Origin of the sequence: Aliivibrio kagoshimensis (genome assembly GCF_050337105.1) — a bacterium.
Taxonomy (GTDB): Bacteria; Pseudomonadota; Gammaproteobacteria; order Enterobacterales; family Vibrionaceae; genus Aliivibrio_A; species Aliivibrio_A kagoshimensis.
In genome coordinates, this window is record NZ_JAKJSQ010000023.1 from 1 (window position 1) to 16,238 (window position 16,238).

General features: G+C 42.8%; 16 protein-coding genes and 1 tRNA gene. 7 read left to right on the top strand and 10 right to left on the bottom strand.

Annotation, left to right across the window (positions count from 1 at the left end):
- Positions 1 to 65: 65 nt before the first annotated feature.
- The 3 genes from flgA (at position 66) to L4C32_RS09560 (ending at position 1,568) form a co-directional block, all read left to right on the top strand.
- Positions 66 to 728 carry a flagellar basal body P-ring formation chaperone FlgA gene (flgA, locus tag L4C32_RS09550; RefSeq protein ID WP_428196701.1) on the top strand — a complete coding sequence of 221 codons (663 nt, stop codon included), beginning with the start codon at positions 66 to 68 and terminating at the stop codon, positions 726 to 728.
- 95 nt (positions 729 to 823) lie between these two features.
- Positions 824 to 1,138, top strand: coding sequence for a flagellar biosynthesis anti-sigma factor FlgM (flgM, locus tag L4C32_RS09555; protein WP_428196647.1), 315 nt, complete (start codon positions 824 to 826; stop codon positions 1,136 to 1,138).
- A gap of 1 nt (position 1,139) precedes the next feature.
- Positions 1,140 to 1,568, top strand: a complete 429-nt coding sequence (locus tag L4C32_RS09560; RefSeq protein WP_428196648.1) for a flagella synthesis protein FlgN — start codon at positions 1,140 to 1,142, stop codon at positions 1,566 to 1,568.
- A gap of 97 nt (positions 1,569 to 1,665) precedes the next feature.
- Here L4C32_RS09560 and L4C32_RS09565 read toward each other — a convergent pair whose 3' ends face one another.
- Together L4C32_RS09565 and L4C32_RS09570 are read right to left on the bottom strand one after the other, a co-directional pair.
- Positions 1,666 to 2,097 (bottom strand): LPP20 family lipoprotein, encoded by a 432-nt coding sequence (locus tag L4C32_RS09565; protein WP_428196649.1) that lies wholly within the window; start codon positions 2,095 to 2,097, stop codon positions 1,666 to 1,668.
- Positions 2,098 to 2,106: 9 nt separating this feature from the next.
- Entirely contained in the window at positions 2,107 to 2,742 is a 636-nt protein-coding gene (locus L4C32_RS09570; protein WP_428196650.1) for a FlgO family outer membrane protein, read from the bottom strand.
- Positions 2,743 to 2,927: 185 nt separating this feature from the next.
- Between L4C32_RS09570 and L4C32_RS09575 the strand changes: the two genes are divergently transcribed.
- Positions 2,928 to 4,061 (top strand): flagellar assembly protein FlgT, encoded by a 1,134-nt coding sequence (locus L4C32_RS09575; protein WP_428196651.1) that lies wholly within the window; start codon positions 2,928 to 2,930, stop codon positions 4,059 to 4,061.
- A 146-nt stretch (positions 4,062 to 4,207) separates the two neighbouring features.
- Here the strand turns inward: L4C32_RS09575 and L4C32_RS09580 are convergent, their stop codons facing one another.
- From L4C32_RS09580 to L4C32_RS09595, 4 genes are all read right to left on the bottom strand, one after another.
- Positions 4,208 to 5,146: a nucleotidyl transferase AbiEii/AbiGii toxin family protein gene (locus L4C32_RS09580; RefSeq protein WP_428196652.1), complete on the bottom strand. Its 939-nt coding sequence runs from the start codon at positions 5,144 to 5,146 to the stop codon at positions 4,208 to 4,210.
- Positions 5,139 to 5,930 (bottom strand): type IV toxin-antitoxin system AbiEi family antitoxin, encoded by a 792-nt coding sequence (locus L4C32_RS09585; RefSeq protein ID WP_428196653.1) that lies wholly within the window; start codon positions 5,928 to 5,930, stop codon positions 5,139 to 5,141. Before L4C32_RS09585 ends, L4C32_RS09580 begins: the two co-directional genes overlap by 8 nt.
- Positions 5,931 to 6,086: 156 nt before the next feature.
- Complete coding sequence (locus L4C32_RS09590; RefSeq protein WP_428196654.1) at positions 6,087 to 6,929, bottom strand: alpha/beta fold hydrolase; 843 nt, start codon at positions 6,927 to 6,929, stop codon at positions 6,087 to 6,089.
- Between the two features lie 43 nt (positions 6,930 to 6,972).
- Positions 6,973 to 7,497: a P-loop NTPase family protein gene (locus tag L4C32_RS09595; protein ID WP_428196655.1), complete on the bottom strand. Its 525-nt coding sequence runs from the start codon at positions 7,495 to 7,497 to the stop codon at positions 6,973 to 6,975.
- Positions 7,498 to 8,244: 747 nt separating this feature from the next.
- Between L4C32_RS09595 and L4C32_RS09600 the strand changes: the two genes are divergently transcribed.
- Positions 8,245 to 8,321 (top strand) — tRNA-Arg (locus L4C32_RS09600).
- Between the two features lie 145 nt (positions 8,322 to 8,466).
- On the opposite strand, the gene fabV is transcribed toward L4C32_RS09600, so the two are convergent.
- The 3 genes from fabV to L4C32_RS09615 form a co-directional block, all read right to left on the bottom strand.
- Positions 8,467 to 9,669 carry an enoyl-ACP reductase FabV gene (fabV, locus tag L4C32_RS09605; RefSeq protein ID WP_428196656.1) on the bottom strand — a complete coding sequence of 401 codons (1,203 nt, stop codon included), beginning with the start codon at positions 9,667 to 9,669 and terminating at the stop codon, positions 8,467 to 8,469.
- Between the two features lie 44 nt (positions 9,670 to 9,713).
- Entirely contained in the window at positions 9,714 to 11,270 is a 1,557-nt protein-coding gene (locus L4C32_RS09610) for an acyl CoA:acetate/3-ketoacid CoA transferase (RefSeq protein WP_428196702.1), read from the bottom strand.
- Between the two features lie 192 nt (positions 11,271 to 11,462).
- Positions 11,463 to 12,374 carry a LysR family transcriptional regulator gene (locus L4C32_RS09615; protein WP_428196657.1) on the bottom strand — a complete coding sequence of 304 codons (912 nt, stop codon included), beginning with the start codon at positions 12,372 to 12,374 and terminating at the stop codon, positions 11,463 to 11,465.
- 227 nt (positions 12,375 to 12,601) lie between these two features.
- Between L4C32_RS09615 and fabG the strand changes: the two genes are divergently transcribed.
- A complete protein-coding gene (gene fabG, locus L4C32_RS09620; protein ID WP_428196658.1) occupies positions 12,602 to 13,336 on the top strand; it encodes a 3-oxoacyl-ACP reductase FabG in 735 nt (244 codons plus the stop codon).
- A gap of 10 nt (positions 13,337 to 13,346) precedes the next feature.
- Positions 13,347 to 14,552 (top strand): acetyl-CoA C-acetyltransferase, encoded by a 1,206-nt coding sequence (locus L4C32_RS09625; protein ID WP_428196659.1) that lies wholly within the window; start codon positions 13,347 to 13,349, stop codon positions 14,550 to 14,552.
- Between the two features lie 72 nt (positions 14,553 to 14,624).
- On the opposite strand, the gene L4C32_RS09630 is transcribed toward L4C32_RS09625, so the two are convergent.
- Positions 14,625 to 16,160, bottom strand: a complete 1,536-nt coding sequence (locus L4C32_RS09630) for a YfcC family protein (RefSeq protein ID WP_428196660.1) — start codon at positions 16,158 to 16,160, stop codon at positions 14,625 to 14,627.
- Between the last annotated feature and the right edge of the window lie 78 nt (positions 16,161 to 16,238).

Here is a 16,238-nt window from a genome sequence, read left to right on the forward strand (position 1 = left end):
ATAAAGTACATTCCTTTCTAAATGTATCATCTACAATTCATTTTAGTAGACTTTTTTGTATCGGCATTACAATATTTTTCTTTAGTTCTTTTCTGAAAGCGGCAACCAATACGCAACTTGATGCAATAAAAACGGCTGCAATAGCTCATGTGCGTTCAATAGTGGTTCAACCTGAAAACGGTATTTTATCTATTGAAGCCGGATATTTAGACTCAAGAATAAAAGCCACTGATTGCCCAGAAACACTGATTACCTCCCTACCAGGAAACAAAAAAGCATCGGACAATTCATCCATTTTAGTTCAATGCCTGCCTGATCAGTGGCGTGTCTATGTCCCGGTAAGAACTAAGTTAATGATTCCACTGATTACAGCTGTGATTCCTCTCTCGAGAGGAACGGTAATCTCATCGTCAGATCTGACCTCAACAATGGTGAACTCTAACACATATCGAAAAGGCGGATTTACTGAAAAGAGTAAATTAATTGGTTCTAGAGTAAAGCGTAGTGTACGCATGGGTGAGGCTATTGAAAAGGGCGATATTTGCTTAGTGTGCCGCAATGATAAAGTTATCATAAAAGCAGTGAAAGGAGATCTAAGTATCGTGACGAAGGGCACAGCTTTAAACGATGGATCTCTTGGTGAGCAAGTAAAAGTGAAAAATGACAAATCAAAGCGTATAATCGAAGGAGTAGTCACAAATGTTGGTGAAATTAGTGTACGCTTTTAATTGACACTCTTTTTACAAAAAGCACTAAAGAAAGCGTTAACATCGTCGATACAATTAGACAGCAACGACAATAATGGCAGAAAAAGGCTTTAATCATGGCAAGTATTGATCACCTTCGCGCAAGTCAGCCTATGACTAGCAGCAGAACTCAGGCTTCATCTGAGCAAAACGTAAAGAAGCAATCTGCTTCTTCCAATGAATCCGTTACGAATAACAGTGACGCCGTCTCTTTAAGCAACCAAGGTAAAGCAATTGGTCAATATCACCAACAGCTTGCCGCTGAGCCACAATTTGATAGTGCTAAAGTTGACTCAATTAAAGATGCAATAAAAAGTGGCTCATACACGATCGATCCTGAAAAGCTGGCGGTCAATATGATGAAATTTGAAGAAGAACTAACAGGTTTGTAACATGGGACTATCTCTTTCTGAGTTGTTAGAACAGCAGAAGAGAATCGTTCTCTCCTTTTCGACATTGCTTGTAAGAGAGAGGCAAGCGATAGCTGAAAGGAAACCGCAACAAATTGAACAAGTTGCACAAGAAAAACTAGAACTACTTAATCAGATCCAACAACAAGACAACCTATTAGGCAGCCATCCTGATAGACAATTGCTTTTAGATGATGAAGTCCTAAACCAGCAAGTAAAAGAAGTGCAATCCATGATGCACGACTGCCAACAAGAGAACCTCACCAACGGCGAAGCCTTACAGCGGGCCCAACTTAGTAACAACAAATTGAATAACATGCTCCAACAAAGCCGAGGAAAATCAGGGATGACCTACACCAGCAGTGGTCAAACAAAAAATATCACTTCCCTAGGGACCAACATTAAAGCCTAACTCACCTTCTTTTTTCCACCCCACTGTTTGTATATTCTCAAACAAAAAAAACAGCCATTTCTGACTGTTTTTGATATTCAAACTCAAAATATTACTGCTAGAAGAGTGTCGTTCTCTTTTGAGTCGATGGTACTGAGTGCACCTCACCGTGTTGTTTCATCTCTTCCATCTTGTCGAGATCCAGTGACATCTCAGTCACGTAGCTATCACCTATAGGGTAACTCTTCACCACTTTGGCAGCACGAATAATCCCGTCTACCGCACCACTCGTATTCTCAACACCCAGCTTCTGATTACGAGTCTGGATCTGACCGCTGATGCGCATGCCGTACACTTGCTCTGTTAACTCTCGATAAGCATCAATCTTAGAGGCTCGCATGGCCTTAATACTCTTCTCTTCTTTACTGCGCCCCATCTGATCATTGATGCTGGCATAACCAACGGCATGAATAACGTTCTGTTCACGCATTTCAGAGAATGGAACACAACCCGTTAACAGCAAAGTAATAATAATAAACCAATTACGCATAACGCTCTCCTAAGGCTTTAAAATGGTCGTTTCACGAGTGGTCAATTTCGCATCGTTACGAATCAACACTCCATCTTCCATTCTCATCGAGTTCAATGTATCCAAATCTCGACCAATTCGATCGGAAGGCAAGAAGCCCTGTGCCGATGCAACCACAACCCTTGTCTGCATTCCGATAACACGAGCATTGATCCACACACCACCATCTTGTCGCAACATCGTGCCGGTAAGAACGTAATCCACCTCTTGCTCTTGCACTAGGTCTTTCCAATCTCGACTAAAGGCGAAATCTCCCTTATCAGTCACTCGGATATTCCCTGTGGTTTTATAATCAATAACCTTGAACCCGCGACGCTGAAGCTGAAACATAAAACCTTCAGTCACAGAGTTACCTAACCAGTTGGTTTGATCCACCTGCTGTAAATCAACAAATGAGGTAATCGCTATTGGCGTTCGTGAAGACATGCCAGTATTCGAGGTCACTAATTGATCAGTAAGGCTATCAACAAAATAATCCATGGTATGGGTCGGATTATCTAATAACATAAAGCGGCTGCCTGAATAGGGTTCTTTACCATTATATATTGGCGAATAGGCACACGAGGTAACCATTAACGCTAATATCAATATTGTGAATACTCTCATTCTATTTCTCCAGAAAACTCTGTAAGTTCTATTGCTACGTAACCGTTACACTGACTAACCATTACGAGTCTTAATAATTTGGAACAAAAATTGCTTTTGTAACTAGGCAATCTATCTAAAGTACATCATAATTCGTTCACTGTTTGATACTTTGCAAAATTCATACCCACTTGGTAATAAATCAGATGAAAAGAATATTTTTATACATAATCTTCATATTTACAGCTAGTTACACAATATCAGCACAAGCGGCTTGGTATGAAGTGACTGGCAGCTCAACCATTTTATCGAATGAGAGCGAGGCAAGGTTATTAGCACTTGAAGACGCAACCTATCAAGCAATGGTCTTCTCTGGCGGCGACATGAGTAGCCTTAAGCACCTACGTCCTTTCTTAGAAAAGGGTGAAGATGACTATCAATTTAGCAACAGTGAAGTTCGCCAAATTCAAATAGTTAACGAACGCACAAAAGACGGCAAATATTACCTAACGGCGAGGATGGACATCTACCCGTCGGCAAACAGTTGCCACACAACACAATATAAAAAGACCTTCTTGGTCGGCAATATTGATCTTGTCTCTCCGCAGCAAGCGGTAATGGGAAAAATTTATCAAATTGGGGATGACCTAAGTGCCCTTTTCACTCGACAAATAAACACAGAATCTCAGTCATTCATCTCTGTGGGTGTGACGGACTTAGAGATACGCCAAGATCGACCATCCACCATGAAGATGATCGCCGAAGACACTGGCGCGCACTATATTATTGGCGGCTCTATTACCGATTTAAGTGCCACTATTGACCAAAAACTCCTGCAAAGCGATCAAACCAATCGTCAATTCGCCCTCAGTATGTTTGTTATTGATGGCAAAACTGGACAGACGATCTACCAAAATAACTACCGTGAAATCGCTGAGTGGCCCTTTGCAAAAACCAGTCATGTAGACACTAAAAGTGCCCGTTTTTGGACTTCTAGTTACGGTCAGATGATCCTGAGAGTCAGCCGAAATATAATGCTCGATTTAGAAGGGGAATTCGCGTGTAAGATGACACTGCCGCAAGTGGTTGCTGTCAGAGGTAATAAAGTCAGCATCGATCTTGGGCGTATCCATGGGGTACAACAAGGCGACACGTTAGATCTTTGGCACACCAGTTCGTTTATCGACCAACGTGGACTGCCAAGAAACAAGGTATCAAAAACCGCCATTACTTTGACAGTCACCCGAATATACGAACAGGGTGCAGAGCTGGAGATCAATCAACCACAACTTGCTAGCAGCGTTCAAATTGGCGATGTAATGCACATACAGATTGAATAAGTCACTCTAAGGCTTAACCATTATCGAGAGCTTACCCCCTCTAAGCTCTCGTGGCACAGGGGAGACCCTAAACTCTCACTTTAAATCAGCACCTATTATCGGGGCTTTAGCTTGGGCCTAGGGGTCTTTTAATCCTTTAATACAGGTTAAGTAGCATTGGCTTGACTAAGCCACTCATCAAGCACTACCTTTAATTTAGCTAACTGCTCTGTATGTTTTTCTTGATTCTTAGCCAATTTAGCTATGTTTTGCAACTTCCAGCGTATAGCTGGTAGTTCTGCTGCATCAGGGTACTCAAACAATGCCCAATCAGGGTTCCCTTGCTTGAAGGACAACAAAAATGTGCGATCTGTTTCGGTGAAATGGGTTTGTAGTGCAGCTACCATTGCTGGCCTTACAGCAATTAAGTCTTTTAGCTTAACCGGTTCAAAAGTCATTCCATCAAACTCTGCTTGAAACTTCTCATCAAGCGGCTTCCAATTAGGAGCCATTACCTCATTAATAGGTCTTGGATGGCTTAATACGTACGTTATGAATCCAACAAAAATATCTCGAGAAATACCTTCCTCTATATGCAACATACGGACATCAAACAAGTCACGAGGATGCTGACGATCCATTGCTGCACATAGCTTTCCCCCATATAAATCTGGCAAACTAACTACCAAAATCTCAGCGTAACCAAACTCTTCTTCGACTGATTCTTGTACAGACAAATTATCCGGTTTATGCAGCGTACCTCTTGCTACCGGAGAGACTTCAATTTTAATTGTTGCATTTAGACTCGTAACAACAATACGAAGCTCATCTACTTTTTGATCCTGTAACACAGCTCGAGTATCTGGTTGAGCATTGATTAAATCTGTAATCCGTTGTAGTGCTGCTTTTACATTTTCTAGAGCTTCAGCTCTGGGATCAAGAGGGAGATAAGCAAGATCGATGTCCACAGATAAACGTGGGAAATCTCTCACAAACAGGTTGATAGCCGTACCACCTTTTAGTGCAAATACAGGCTCTGTTGCGACTACTGGCAACATTCTAATAAGCAATGAAACCTGCTTGTAGTAAGGGCTATCTCTATCCATTATTTTGTTCTTCTTGTTTTACACTCAGTGTTTCTGGCACTGTGATTTGGTAGCGCTCATCAAATCGTCCTTTCTCTACAACCTGACGCTTCCCTGTGCCCAGTTCGATCTTTGTTTCATTAAGACGCTGGGCCCACTGATGGCCGTGATAATGGCTCAGAAACAAGAACACCCTGTTGGTTTGAACTGAGCGACTGCGCTCAAGAAGGGATTGCACTTTTCTAGGGCTAAGGTAGACCAACCCTTGGAAAAGTTCTGCTGTATGCTCAAACGAAATTTTCTTACCAATTGCATCAACAACTTCGTAAGCAGCAAGTTCGGGACAACTAGCTTTTAGCTCTTTCCCTTTAACTGTAATGATCTTCAAGTCCTTTTCGGGAATCATCTGAAGCTTATGGTTCCCACAATAAAACCAGTGTTGGTTAGAAAATTCGCGAAACCACTTAGGCAACGATTGTTTGTTCTTCACCCCAATCCAAACTTGCTCTTTGCCTAGTTGTAGGTAGTGGCTCAAGCCTTGGTGAGTTAAGCTACCTAATCCGGCAAGATGAATAGGAAGGTGTAACTGTATGTCCGTCGCTTGCAAGGCATCGACCCACCCTAGCTTTATATCATCTCTTGCGCTTGGGCGATAATAAACACCCGAACCTAGCTTCTTAAGCCAGCCACTCTGCGCATACTTTTTCGCTAAGGAGTAGCTAACTCCGTTCTCAGTCAGCCACTGCTGTAGCACAAGGTCTCCTGGAGATGTATGGGTAACCAACCAGTTTATTTTGGATGACATATTAGCACCTAAGGTGTGAATATTACGTATAAAGCAAACCGATGGTTTACGGGAATTGATATTATAACACCCTAGGTACTAAAAAACACCAAGCTATAAACTCAATTGTTTTTCTTAAGACAAAGTTACCTGCAAAGCATTTCGTTACATTGCTGATTAATTCAGAAATTTGTTTATCTCATCAACCCATTTATCTTGTTTTTCAAGGTGTGCTAAATGGCCTACATCAGCCAAAATCACCAATTTTGTCTTCGGCAATAATCCATGGAGTTTAATCGCAGCTGAAACTGGAAAACGAAAATCTTTTTCACCATGTATGATAAGTACATTTGTGTTTTTTCTTCCAACTATCTCAACTCCATCTAACGTCTTAGTTTTAATTAAACCTTTTCTAAATGCCTTAATCCACTCGCTTGAAAATGTAACTCGTTCTATTGTTAATTTGATACTATCTAACTTATCAAGATCATAAACATCAAGAGAAATCGTTTTTAATGCCATGGTTCGACTGGGTTCATCGTCTATAGCAGGAGCCTTTGTAAAAGAGTATCTTACTAAGTTTTGGATCTCAGGTGTATTTCTATCAAGATACTCAGGCAATCCATTTAGATCATCTTGGTAGTCTTCAAAGCATGTTGTAGATGCAAGTATCAATTTATCCACAAGTTCAGGGTGTTGGTCGAGTAAATGTGTTGCAACAACGCCACCAAAAGAAAATCCGAGAACATCACAGCAGGCAATACCATAAGCATTAAGGATGCACTTTATATCAGCCACTATGTTATCAATGGTATATTGCGAAATGTCTTCAAACTTAGAAGATTTACCGCATCCTCGAATATCGAATAAAATCACTTTACGATTCAAGGAAAGTAATTCACCTGCACTTCTGAGGTATGAGTGATCCCAGTCTGGACCTCCGTGGATAACAAGTAACGATTTTTTCGACGTGCCCAGATTAACTGTATGAATTTTTCCACCTGGAACAAAGACATCCATACTGAGGTTTCCTTTAATTAGTATGTTGGCACACCTAACAATATTAAGTTTCACGCTTGGTGGTCGTTCCAGCCCCATCCAACTCGGCTTTTATATGAGCAACAAGGTCATCTAATTTTGCAGCTTTGCTGAATACAATGCCTCTTTGTAGCGACATAGATTTCAATATGGATGGCTTAGCCAGTGTGGGAAACATCCAAATCAGCTTAATTAACTTAGGTATGATTAGGATTTCCGGACAGTTAGCAGGAAGCTCTGGTCGAGATTTGAATAAATATGGCAAGTTACGCCTGAAACAGCGAAGCAAACAAATCTGTCTTGGTACATCAAGAAAGATTACAAAATCCGCCTTCTCTCGAACTGTTTTTGATACCCCCTCAATTAACCAACTCTCTTTAGTTAGCAATTGTTGCTCACCAAGCGCTCGCTCTTCTTTTGAAGCCGCAGCCCACCCCTCTTTCCAAACTACACTATCTAAGCTAGCTACTGGCATATTCAGAATGAGACCGAGTTGCTTAGCCAGCGTCGTCTTACCCGAACCTGCATTCCCGGTGATATGTAATCTCATGCTTTCACTAAATAGCCATTTATACAATTCAGAATATCACTTTTTACTTATACTATTAGTTAGCTAGGGCAAAATGTATGCAAATAGTCAGCACGGGGCAGCTGACTGTAAGGTGGACTGGAACGAGTGACACAATGATATAAGTCCCTGCGGCTATTTTGTGCTTAGATAGCTTTCAATCTTGGTCATTATTTGGAATAGCCACAATCTGAGAATCGTCTTCATAAATGATGAGACCAGGAAGATTAGATGATAACTCTGTAACTACGAAGCCACACGCTTCCACGTAAGGAATGATAGCGATTACATGATCAATGATGTCAACCGCAGWATCCTTAAACCARCAGACACCTTTCAARCTTTCTGGCTYGTCAAAAAYATCTGGGATAGTAAAAGAATCCATTAACCATACTAGGTGACTATCAAGATCGATTTTGTCAGCATCTTTAAGCTGRTCCTCTCGACTAAGGCGGTACGCAACACCTAAAACGCCCTGATTAACGCCTGACTGTTTATTRATGTGYYCAACTACAAAGCGCTTGAACATTGCTTATACATTCCTCGTGATTTAATGATAAAGAATCTACGTGTGACTGAATTCGGGTAGTTTACCCTTTCAAAAAACAAAACACAGATTACTTTCTAATCTAACTGCACTTTACTTGCTTAAAAAACTCGCAACTAAGTTCAAATCAATTCAGCTTTGTTGTTGGTTTTAAAATAAAAATGATAGAATATGAAATTCGTGTCCTTGTAGCTCAGCTGGATAGAGCATTTGCCTCCTAAGCGAAGGGTCGGGCGTTCGAATCGCCCCAGGGACACCACCTTTTTTAGCTCAATATTCACAATTGCTTATATCACTCCCCTCCTAAGGGGCAGGTCACAGGTTCGAATCCTGTCGGGAGCGCCATATAAAACAACGCCCTAACACACTCAGTGTGTTAGGGCGTTTTTATATCGAGTTAAGTGTTACGGTTTCAACTGACAAAGCGCATCAAAATCGACATCGGCTTGGTAATCGACATTGGGTAAATCAAAGCCATTGAGTTGCATGAAATCATTTTTGTAACCTTGATAATCCCCTACGGTCATAAAATTATCCGGTGTGATCTGCTCGATCAGCTGGTCCACTTGCCGTTGAGTATCGTCTTCAAGTTCCCAGTCATCAATTCGAATTAAACGTTGTTCGTCAACACTTGGTGTCGACAAATTTCCGTACACACGTTGCGAGAAGAGCCTTTGCATCTGCTCAATACACCCTTCATGTGTACCGTTCGCTTTCATCACTTTATAGAGTGCCAAAATGTAAGGAGAGAATGCGGGGATATAGACGCTCGCTTTGGTGACCAAGGCCTTGCAAACCGCGACATGAGCACTTCCACCACTCTTAGCCATTTGGTGATTGAGCTCATCTGCAGTGGCATGCAGATGCATTTTGGCTTTTCCAAGTGTCCCTTGATGATAGATTGGATAGGTGCTTTTCGCGCCAATGTAGGAGTAGGCGAGCGTTTTACACCCTTTTCCAAGTACACCTGCATCTGAAAGAATCGCGATCCAGCTGGCCCAGTCTTCTCCGCCCATCACCTTTTCAGTGGCAACAGCCTCCTCTTCAGTGGCGCTGCCAACGGTCATCTGCTCCATGGTATCGGTTTCAATATTGATTGTTGGGCCAGTCACTGGGTTACCCAGTGTTTTAATTGCCGATCGCCACAGTTCACCCGTTTCTGGATTCGGCCGAGCCCCAGTTGCCAAACTGTATACCACCAGATCCACCGAGCCACCAAACTCCGATTTAATGTAATCAATCACCTGTGCACGTGTCGTTTCTGAAAAAGCATCGCCAACAAAGTTCTTTGCAATTAAGCCCTGCTTTTCAGCCTCTTCACGGAAAAAGATGTTGTTATACCAGCCCGCGGTTCCTACTCCCTTTTCACTGGGTCCACGTTCAAAAGAGACGCCAATGGTATCGGCAGCAGCGCCACCAAAAGCCAACGAGATACGTGACGCTAATCCGAAGCCGGAAGAGGCTCCCAAAATGAGGACTTTTTTAGGTCCTTCAGTAATTGGGACTCCTTTTTCCACATATTCAATCTGATTTAATATCGCTTGCTGGCAACCAATAGGATGTGCATTACGAGCAACTACCCCTTTGATAATAGGTTCAATGACCATGACTACTCCAAAAACTGAACGGATTGCAACTACGCCACATGACGCTAGCGTGTTATCGATAATCCCATAAGCTTATCAATAAAGATACGCTCATCCATCAACGTCAGCTCTGAACTAATGAGGGGGGAGAAGTTCATCTGCTCAAGGATATCTTTGTGCAGATCGATGCCTGGCGCTATCTCGATTAACTCAAGCCCTTCGTCCGCCAACCGAAAGACGGCACGCTCAGTGATATACAGAACAGGTTTGTTGTTCATTCTGGCAATATTCGCTGAGAAGGTTATCTGTCCAACCTCTTGGATGAGCTTTTTTACCTTTCCTTCATTGATGATACGTAGCTCGCCATTGCCTGTTTCTATCTGCAAGTTTCCTGCGGTAAAAGTGCCACAAAAGAACACCTGTTTGGCATTTTGCGTGATATTAATAAAACCACCGCAGCCTGCGATTTTATCGCCAAACTTTGATACATTAAGGTCACCATTTTGATTGCACTCAGCTAAGCCGAGAAAGGCTTGGTCGATGCCACCACCATCATAGAAATCAAACATCTGATCTTGTGTGATCACTGCCTCGGGATAAGCAGCGGCTCCAAAACTCAATCCACCCGCTGGCGTTCCACCAATCGCACCGGGTTCAACAGTTGCAATCACTTGATCGGTGATCCCCTCTTCATCGGTAATACTGGCAATCACTTCAGGAGCACCAATACCGTAATTTAAAATAGCCCCTTGTTTGAGCTCCATGGCTGCACGACGAGCGATGATCTTCTTAGCATCTAACTCACGTGGCAACGACTTCTCTGACTGGCCATTTCCAGCCATGCAGTAGGCGGGGTTCATCTGTTCAGCGAAAGTCTGCATATGATCTTCCCCTTCAGCCACCACCACAGCGTTAACAAATATCCCTGGAATACGTACCTGTTGTGGCGGCAGTTCTCCTGCTTTTACGACTCTTTTTACTTGAACAATCACCGTACCACCCATATTGGTGACCAGCTGAGCTGCCGCTAAATTTTCTAAAAAAAGACACTCATCTTCCATGGTAATGTTGCCATTTTCATCGGCAGTGGTTCCACGTAACAGAGCAACATTGGCATCAAGCCGGTTGTAAAAGAGGTATTCACGATCGTGTATGTTGATCAGTGACACTCGATCCTCTGTAGTGACACGATTGATTTTCCCCCCTTCAACTCGAGGATCAACAAACGTGCCCAATCCGACATGAGAGAGGGTTCCTGGTTTGCCCGCAGCAGAATCACGTAGCAGCTGGGCAATCACCCCTTGAGGAAAGTTATAACCTTGAATTTGATTATCATTAGCCAATTTTTGTAAGTGTGGAATCAAGCCCCAGTGCCCACCCAACGCCATGCTGACCATACCTAAATGGGAGAGGTGGTTAATCGCTCTGTCTTTTCCATCACCTTGACCAGCGGTAAAGTAGATCTCCAAATTTTTGGGATGACCCGTTGCTAGAAAGCGTTCACCAATGGCTTGTTCGATAGCTTCAGGAACGACGGCACCAATGAATCCGCCTAGAATGACCCTATCTTCATCTTTGATTAAGTTGGCTGCTTGCTGTGCGGTGAGTTCATTCACTCTCATCATATCATCCTTTAATCTTGATTTATTCCAGTCACCAACTGCCGTTCAGCAAATGCCACCTAGTGTAGAATTAAAGCTTACAATCTTGATATTGGTGAGAAAATAGGTGTTTAGCGGAAATATAATTTCATTATTGGGATAATAATGAGAGTAACGTGCGTAGTAGGGATAAATGTTTCAGTCTATTGACCATTACGTTGACTCTTGGCTGATCTCGTCAACACGTTTGATCAGAAACTCTTTGAAGTTTACACATCGTATCGGCATCTGTTTTCTGGGTCTAAAGTAGAGGTTAAATTCAAACAGGCTATTACTGTAGTCATCAAGAACTGGAATAAGTTGGCCATTTTCCAACTCTTGTTCAATAAGGTGAATAGGCAGATTCGCAATCCCCGCTCCGGTGAGAGCCACTGTCTTCAAAAATTCACTGTCCTCGACTTCTACGGTTTGCGCAATGTCTACCGTAGTAAACTCACCATCACGTTCAAATACCCACTTATTGCCCCCCACTAAGGTTGAGGCATACAAACAGTTATGCTTTTTCAGATCTTCCGGTGTTTCTGGCGCAGAAAAGCGTTCGATGTAGAGCGGAGAGCAACACGCTTTTAATGGGGTCTTAAGCAGTGATCGTTTAACAAGCAAACTGTCTTTTTCCTGATAGCCCTGATAGGTCGCATTTGCTCTAATTGAAAAATCAAACTCCTCAATATGGTCAACATCATAAGCCGTTTCGACAATGCGGAATGAAACATAAGGGTATTGATTTAAATACTCACCAACAATACGGCTTAAAAAGTTTTTCGCAAACAAGGGAGTGCATGCAATTCGAATCACCCCCCTATCATCGTTACCTAGGTTCTGTATTTCCGTTAAGATGTCATCAATCTCGTTGTTTACATGGTCAAAACGTGCAAACAAACGCTCCCCAGCTTGCGTAGTGACAACCTTTCGAGTCGATCGTTTTAATAGGCTGACTCCCATGTTTTCTTCTAACTCAATGATCCAGCGACTACCCGCTGAGGCGGATATACCATATTTTGTCGCCGCAGCACTAAACGAACCAGTACGAACCACATGCATAAAGTAGACTATTTTATCGAGCATAAATACATCACATTGAGTCAAAAGATCACTCTATGTTGAATACGTTACGTTTAAAAGCCGCAGAGCGGAATTGCGTTTGCTCCGTCACATTATCCCTTATCCTCACATTTATTACGTTAATTGCCCCATATATGAAATAGTGTTTTGACTCTTTAAGCCTAATCATTCTTAGCAACACCCCCTAATATAGCTGTCAACGCATCAAAACAGATAAGGAAGGGAGAACTATGCTGGCAAATAAAATATGTGTCGTAACCGGAGGAGCTCAAGGCATTGGGCGCTGTATCGTAGAAACATTTGCTATGCAAGGTGCCTTAAAAGTCTATGCGTGTGATATGAACCACGAGGTGATGGTTGATCTAGAGTGCAAATACAGTAATGTTTGTGCTACACAACTGAATGTCTGCGATCGCGATGCCATTGCTGATTTTGTTGCTGATCTTAAAGCACAACATGGCAACATTGACGTATTGGTTAACAATGCCGGTATCACTCGTGACAATCTACTCGATAGAATGAGTGAAGACGATTGGGACATGGTAATGAATGTGAACCTTAAAGGTGTGTTCAATATGACTCAAGCCATCTCATCGGTGATGATTGAGCAAGGGGTTGGTTCAATTATTACTATGTCTTCCGTTGTGGGTACGGATGGAAATATTGGACAAAGTAATTACGCAGCAACGAAAGGTGGTGTGATAGCAATGACCAAGGGCTGGGCGAAAGAGTTCTCTCGTAAAGGGGCTCAAGTTCGCGCTAACTGCGTAGCACCTGGTTTTATTGAAACACCGATGACCGTTGATTTACCAGAAAAAGTATTGACTTATATGAAAACCAAAACGCCCTTAGGGCGTATGGGGAAACCTCAAGATATTGCTGAAGGTGTGCTATTTTTAGCCAGTGACAACGCATCATTCATTACGGGACAAACTTTAAAAATTGATGGCGGTTTAGTCATTTAACGGAGACGAGATGAGCAAAGTATATATTGTGGGTGCGAAACGCACAGCGCTAGGAAGTTTTGGTGGCACTTTAGCAACCGTTCCTGCTTATCAGCTTGGTGGTCAAGCAATAAAAGCAGCCATTGCACAGGCAAACATCAACACAGAGAATATCGATGAAGTCGTTGTCGGTAATGTCCTTAGTGCAGGCCAAGGAATGGGACCGGGTCGCCAAGCATCACGCTTTGCTGGGGTGCCAGATAGCGTCCCTGCTTACACCCTCAATATGATTTGCGGCAGTGGCATGAAAACGGTCATCGAAGCGGCAACTAAAATCAAAGCCGGTGAGGCCAATTTAGTGGTGGCGGCTGGTATGGAAAACATGTCAGCAGCCCCCTACTTGATGAGTGCTAATAACCGTTTTGGTGCCAAGATGGGCGATCAGAAAATCTTGGACTCCATTATCAATGATGGACTTACCGATGTGTTTAATCAGTATCACATGGGGATCACGGCTGAAAACATTGCCAATCAATATAACATTAGCCGTGAAGCACAAGACACCTTTGCTCTTCGTAGCCAACAGCGCGCATGCTCTGCGGTTGAATCGGGTCGTTTTGATGATGAAATTACCCCTGTTGAGGTCACCATTCGCCGAAAATCACTCTCCTTTGCACGTGATGAGTACCCTCGCGTCGATGCATCGATGGAAAGCTTAGCAAAATTGCGTCCAGCGTTTGATCGTAATGGTTCTGTCACTGCAGGTAACGCCTCGGGCATTAACGATGGTGGGGTTGCGTTTATTGTCGCGTCACAACAAGCAGTTGATAAATACCAGCTGCAACCTCTGGCTGAGATTATCAGCTGTGGTCAAGGTGGTCTTGATCCCGCTTTCATGGGGTTAGGTCCTGTTTCTGCCATCAAGCAAGCGTTGCAGCGTGCTGATATGTCTCTTGAACAGATTGATCTTCTTGAGTTGAATGAAGCCTTTGCTGCTCAGGCTATTGGTGTTATGCATGGCCTTTCTGAACAGCATAATGTGTCACTGGATTGGTTTGATGATAAAACTAACCTTAACGGTGGTGCCATCGCCCTTGGACACCCTTTAGGTGCATCTGGTGGTCGAGTCTTGGCAACTCTGTTGTATGAGATGCAAAAACAACAGAGTGAGTATGGGTTAGCATCACTGTGTATTGGTGGTGGCATGGGCACAGCTATGATCATTAAACGGGTCTAACTAAATACCTCAAATAAAAAAGCCGTTCAATTTGCATTGAACGGCTTTTTATCAGAAGTGACAGTAACTAGATTAGAAGTAAACGGTCACTAACAATGTTGTTGCAGCTAGCGAAGCCAGAATTGCCAGTAGAGGCAATACAAATCTAAGCCACTTATCAAAGGTGACATTAACCATCGCTAATGACGCCAGTACTAAGCCGGTTGGAGTGATGAACGCCATCAAACCCATACCATATTGATAAGAACTTACGATGTTTTCACGTGGGATACCAACAACGTCTGCTAATGGTGCCATGATTGGCATCGATAGCACGGCTAAACCTGATGATGAAGGTACAAAGAATGATACGCCGGCAAAAAGGAACATCATAACAACGATGAATACCCCTTTGTCCATGCCTTCAACCAGTGTTGCACTCATATGTAAAATCGAGTCACTGATCATACCGCCATCCATCAGCACAGTAACACCACGTGCAATGGCAATGATCAACGCAACACCGAGTAGGTCATTGGCGCCTTGAATGAACTCACGTACAAATGCTTTCTCTGGAACTCTATCAACCAAACCGATAATAATCGCCGAGACAAAGAATAACGTCGTCATCTCTTCAAACCACCAGCCTAAGCTTGATACACCGTAAACCATCACGAAGAAGGTTGCAGCGAATAGCGATAAGATAATCACATGTTTGCCATCCAATTTTTCGTTGGCTGCACTTTTGTCGATATTTTTTAGGAAACGTTCTTCAATCTCTTTTTTCTGACTATAAATCAACGAAGTGGTTGGATCATCTTTAACGCGTTTTGCATAACGCATGATGTATACCATGCAGACAATAGTACCGACAATAAGCAGAGCCAGACGTGGCTCAAGGCCTAATGTCCAGTTAATACCCGCCGCATTTGAAGCAATAATCGTACTAAATGGGTTTACCGTCGAACACATGGTGCCGACAGAAGAACCTAAGTAAATCGCCGCCAAACCAACCATGGCGTCATAACCGGCCGCAATAAAAATAGGTATCAATATAGGGTAAAATGCGATGGTCTCTTCAGCCATACCAAAACTGGTACCGCCGAGTGCGATTAAAGCGGTAACAATAACGATCAGCCACTGTTCACGACCTGTCATAATGACAGACAAGCGATTAATACCCGCCCCAAATGCTCCTGAATAGTTAACGATGCCAATAAAGCCACCAATCACGAGCACGAAGAACACCACATCAATGGAGTCATACATCCCTTTAATCGGTGCTTGGAAAAGATCCATTACGCCTTGTGGGTTCGATTCAACAGAGGTAAATGAGTTAGGGATCCCTACTGGTTTGTAGATGTCGCCGTTAACAAATTTATCTAAGTCCGCTTTAATACCCACTTGGTCTAGCGTCTCTTGTGTCGGCGGCATGGTTTTGGTGCTGCCATCGGCGTAGGTGATCATAAAACTGTCGCCTTCATAGGACAGCTTGTTATAGACACCTGCATCAACTACCCATGTTAATACTGCAACGAGCGCTGCAACACAAAATAACACGGTATACGCGGAAGGAAATGAAAGCTTCTTTTTATTCGGTGCAACTGCAGTTGTTCCATCATTACTCATAATTAACCTCTCTGTTAATCAATCTATTGGATTAAAACATATAGACCTAGTTTTAAAACCCGATTAATGAATAAAAGT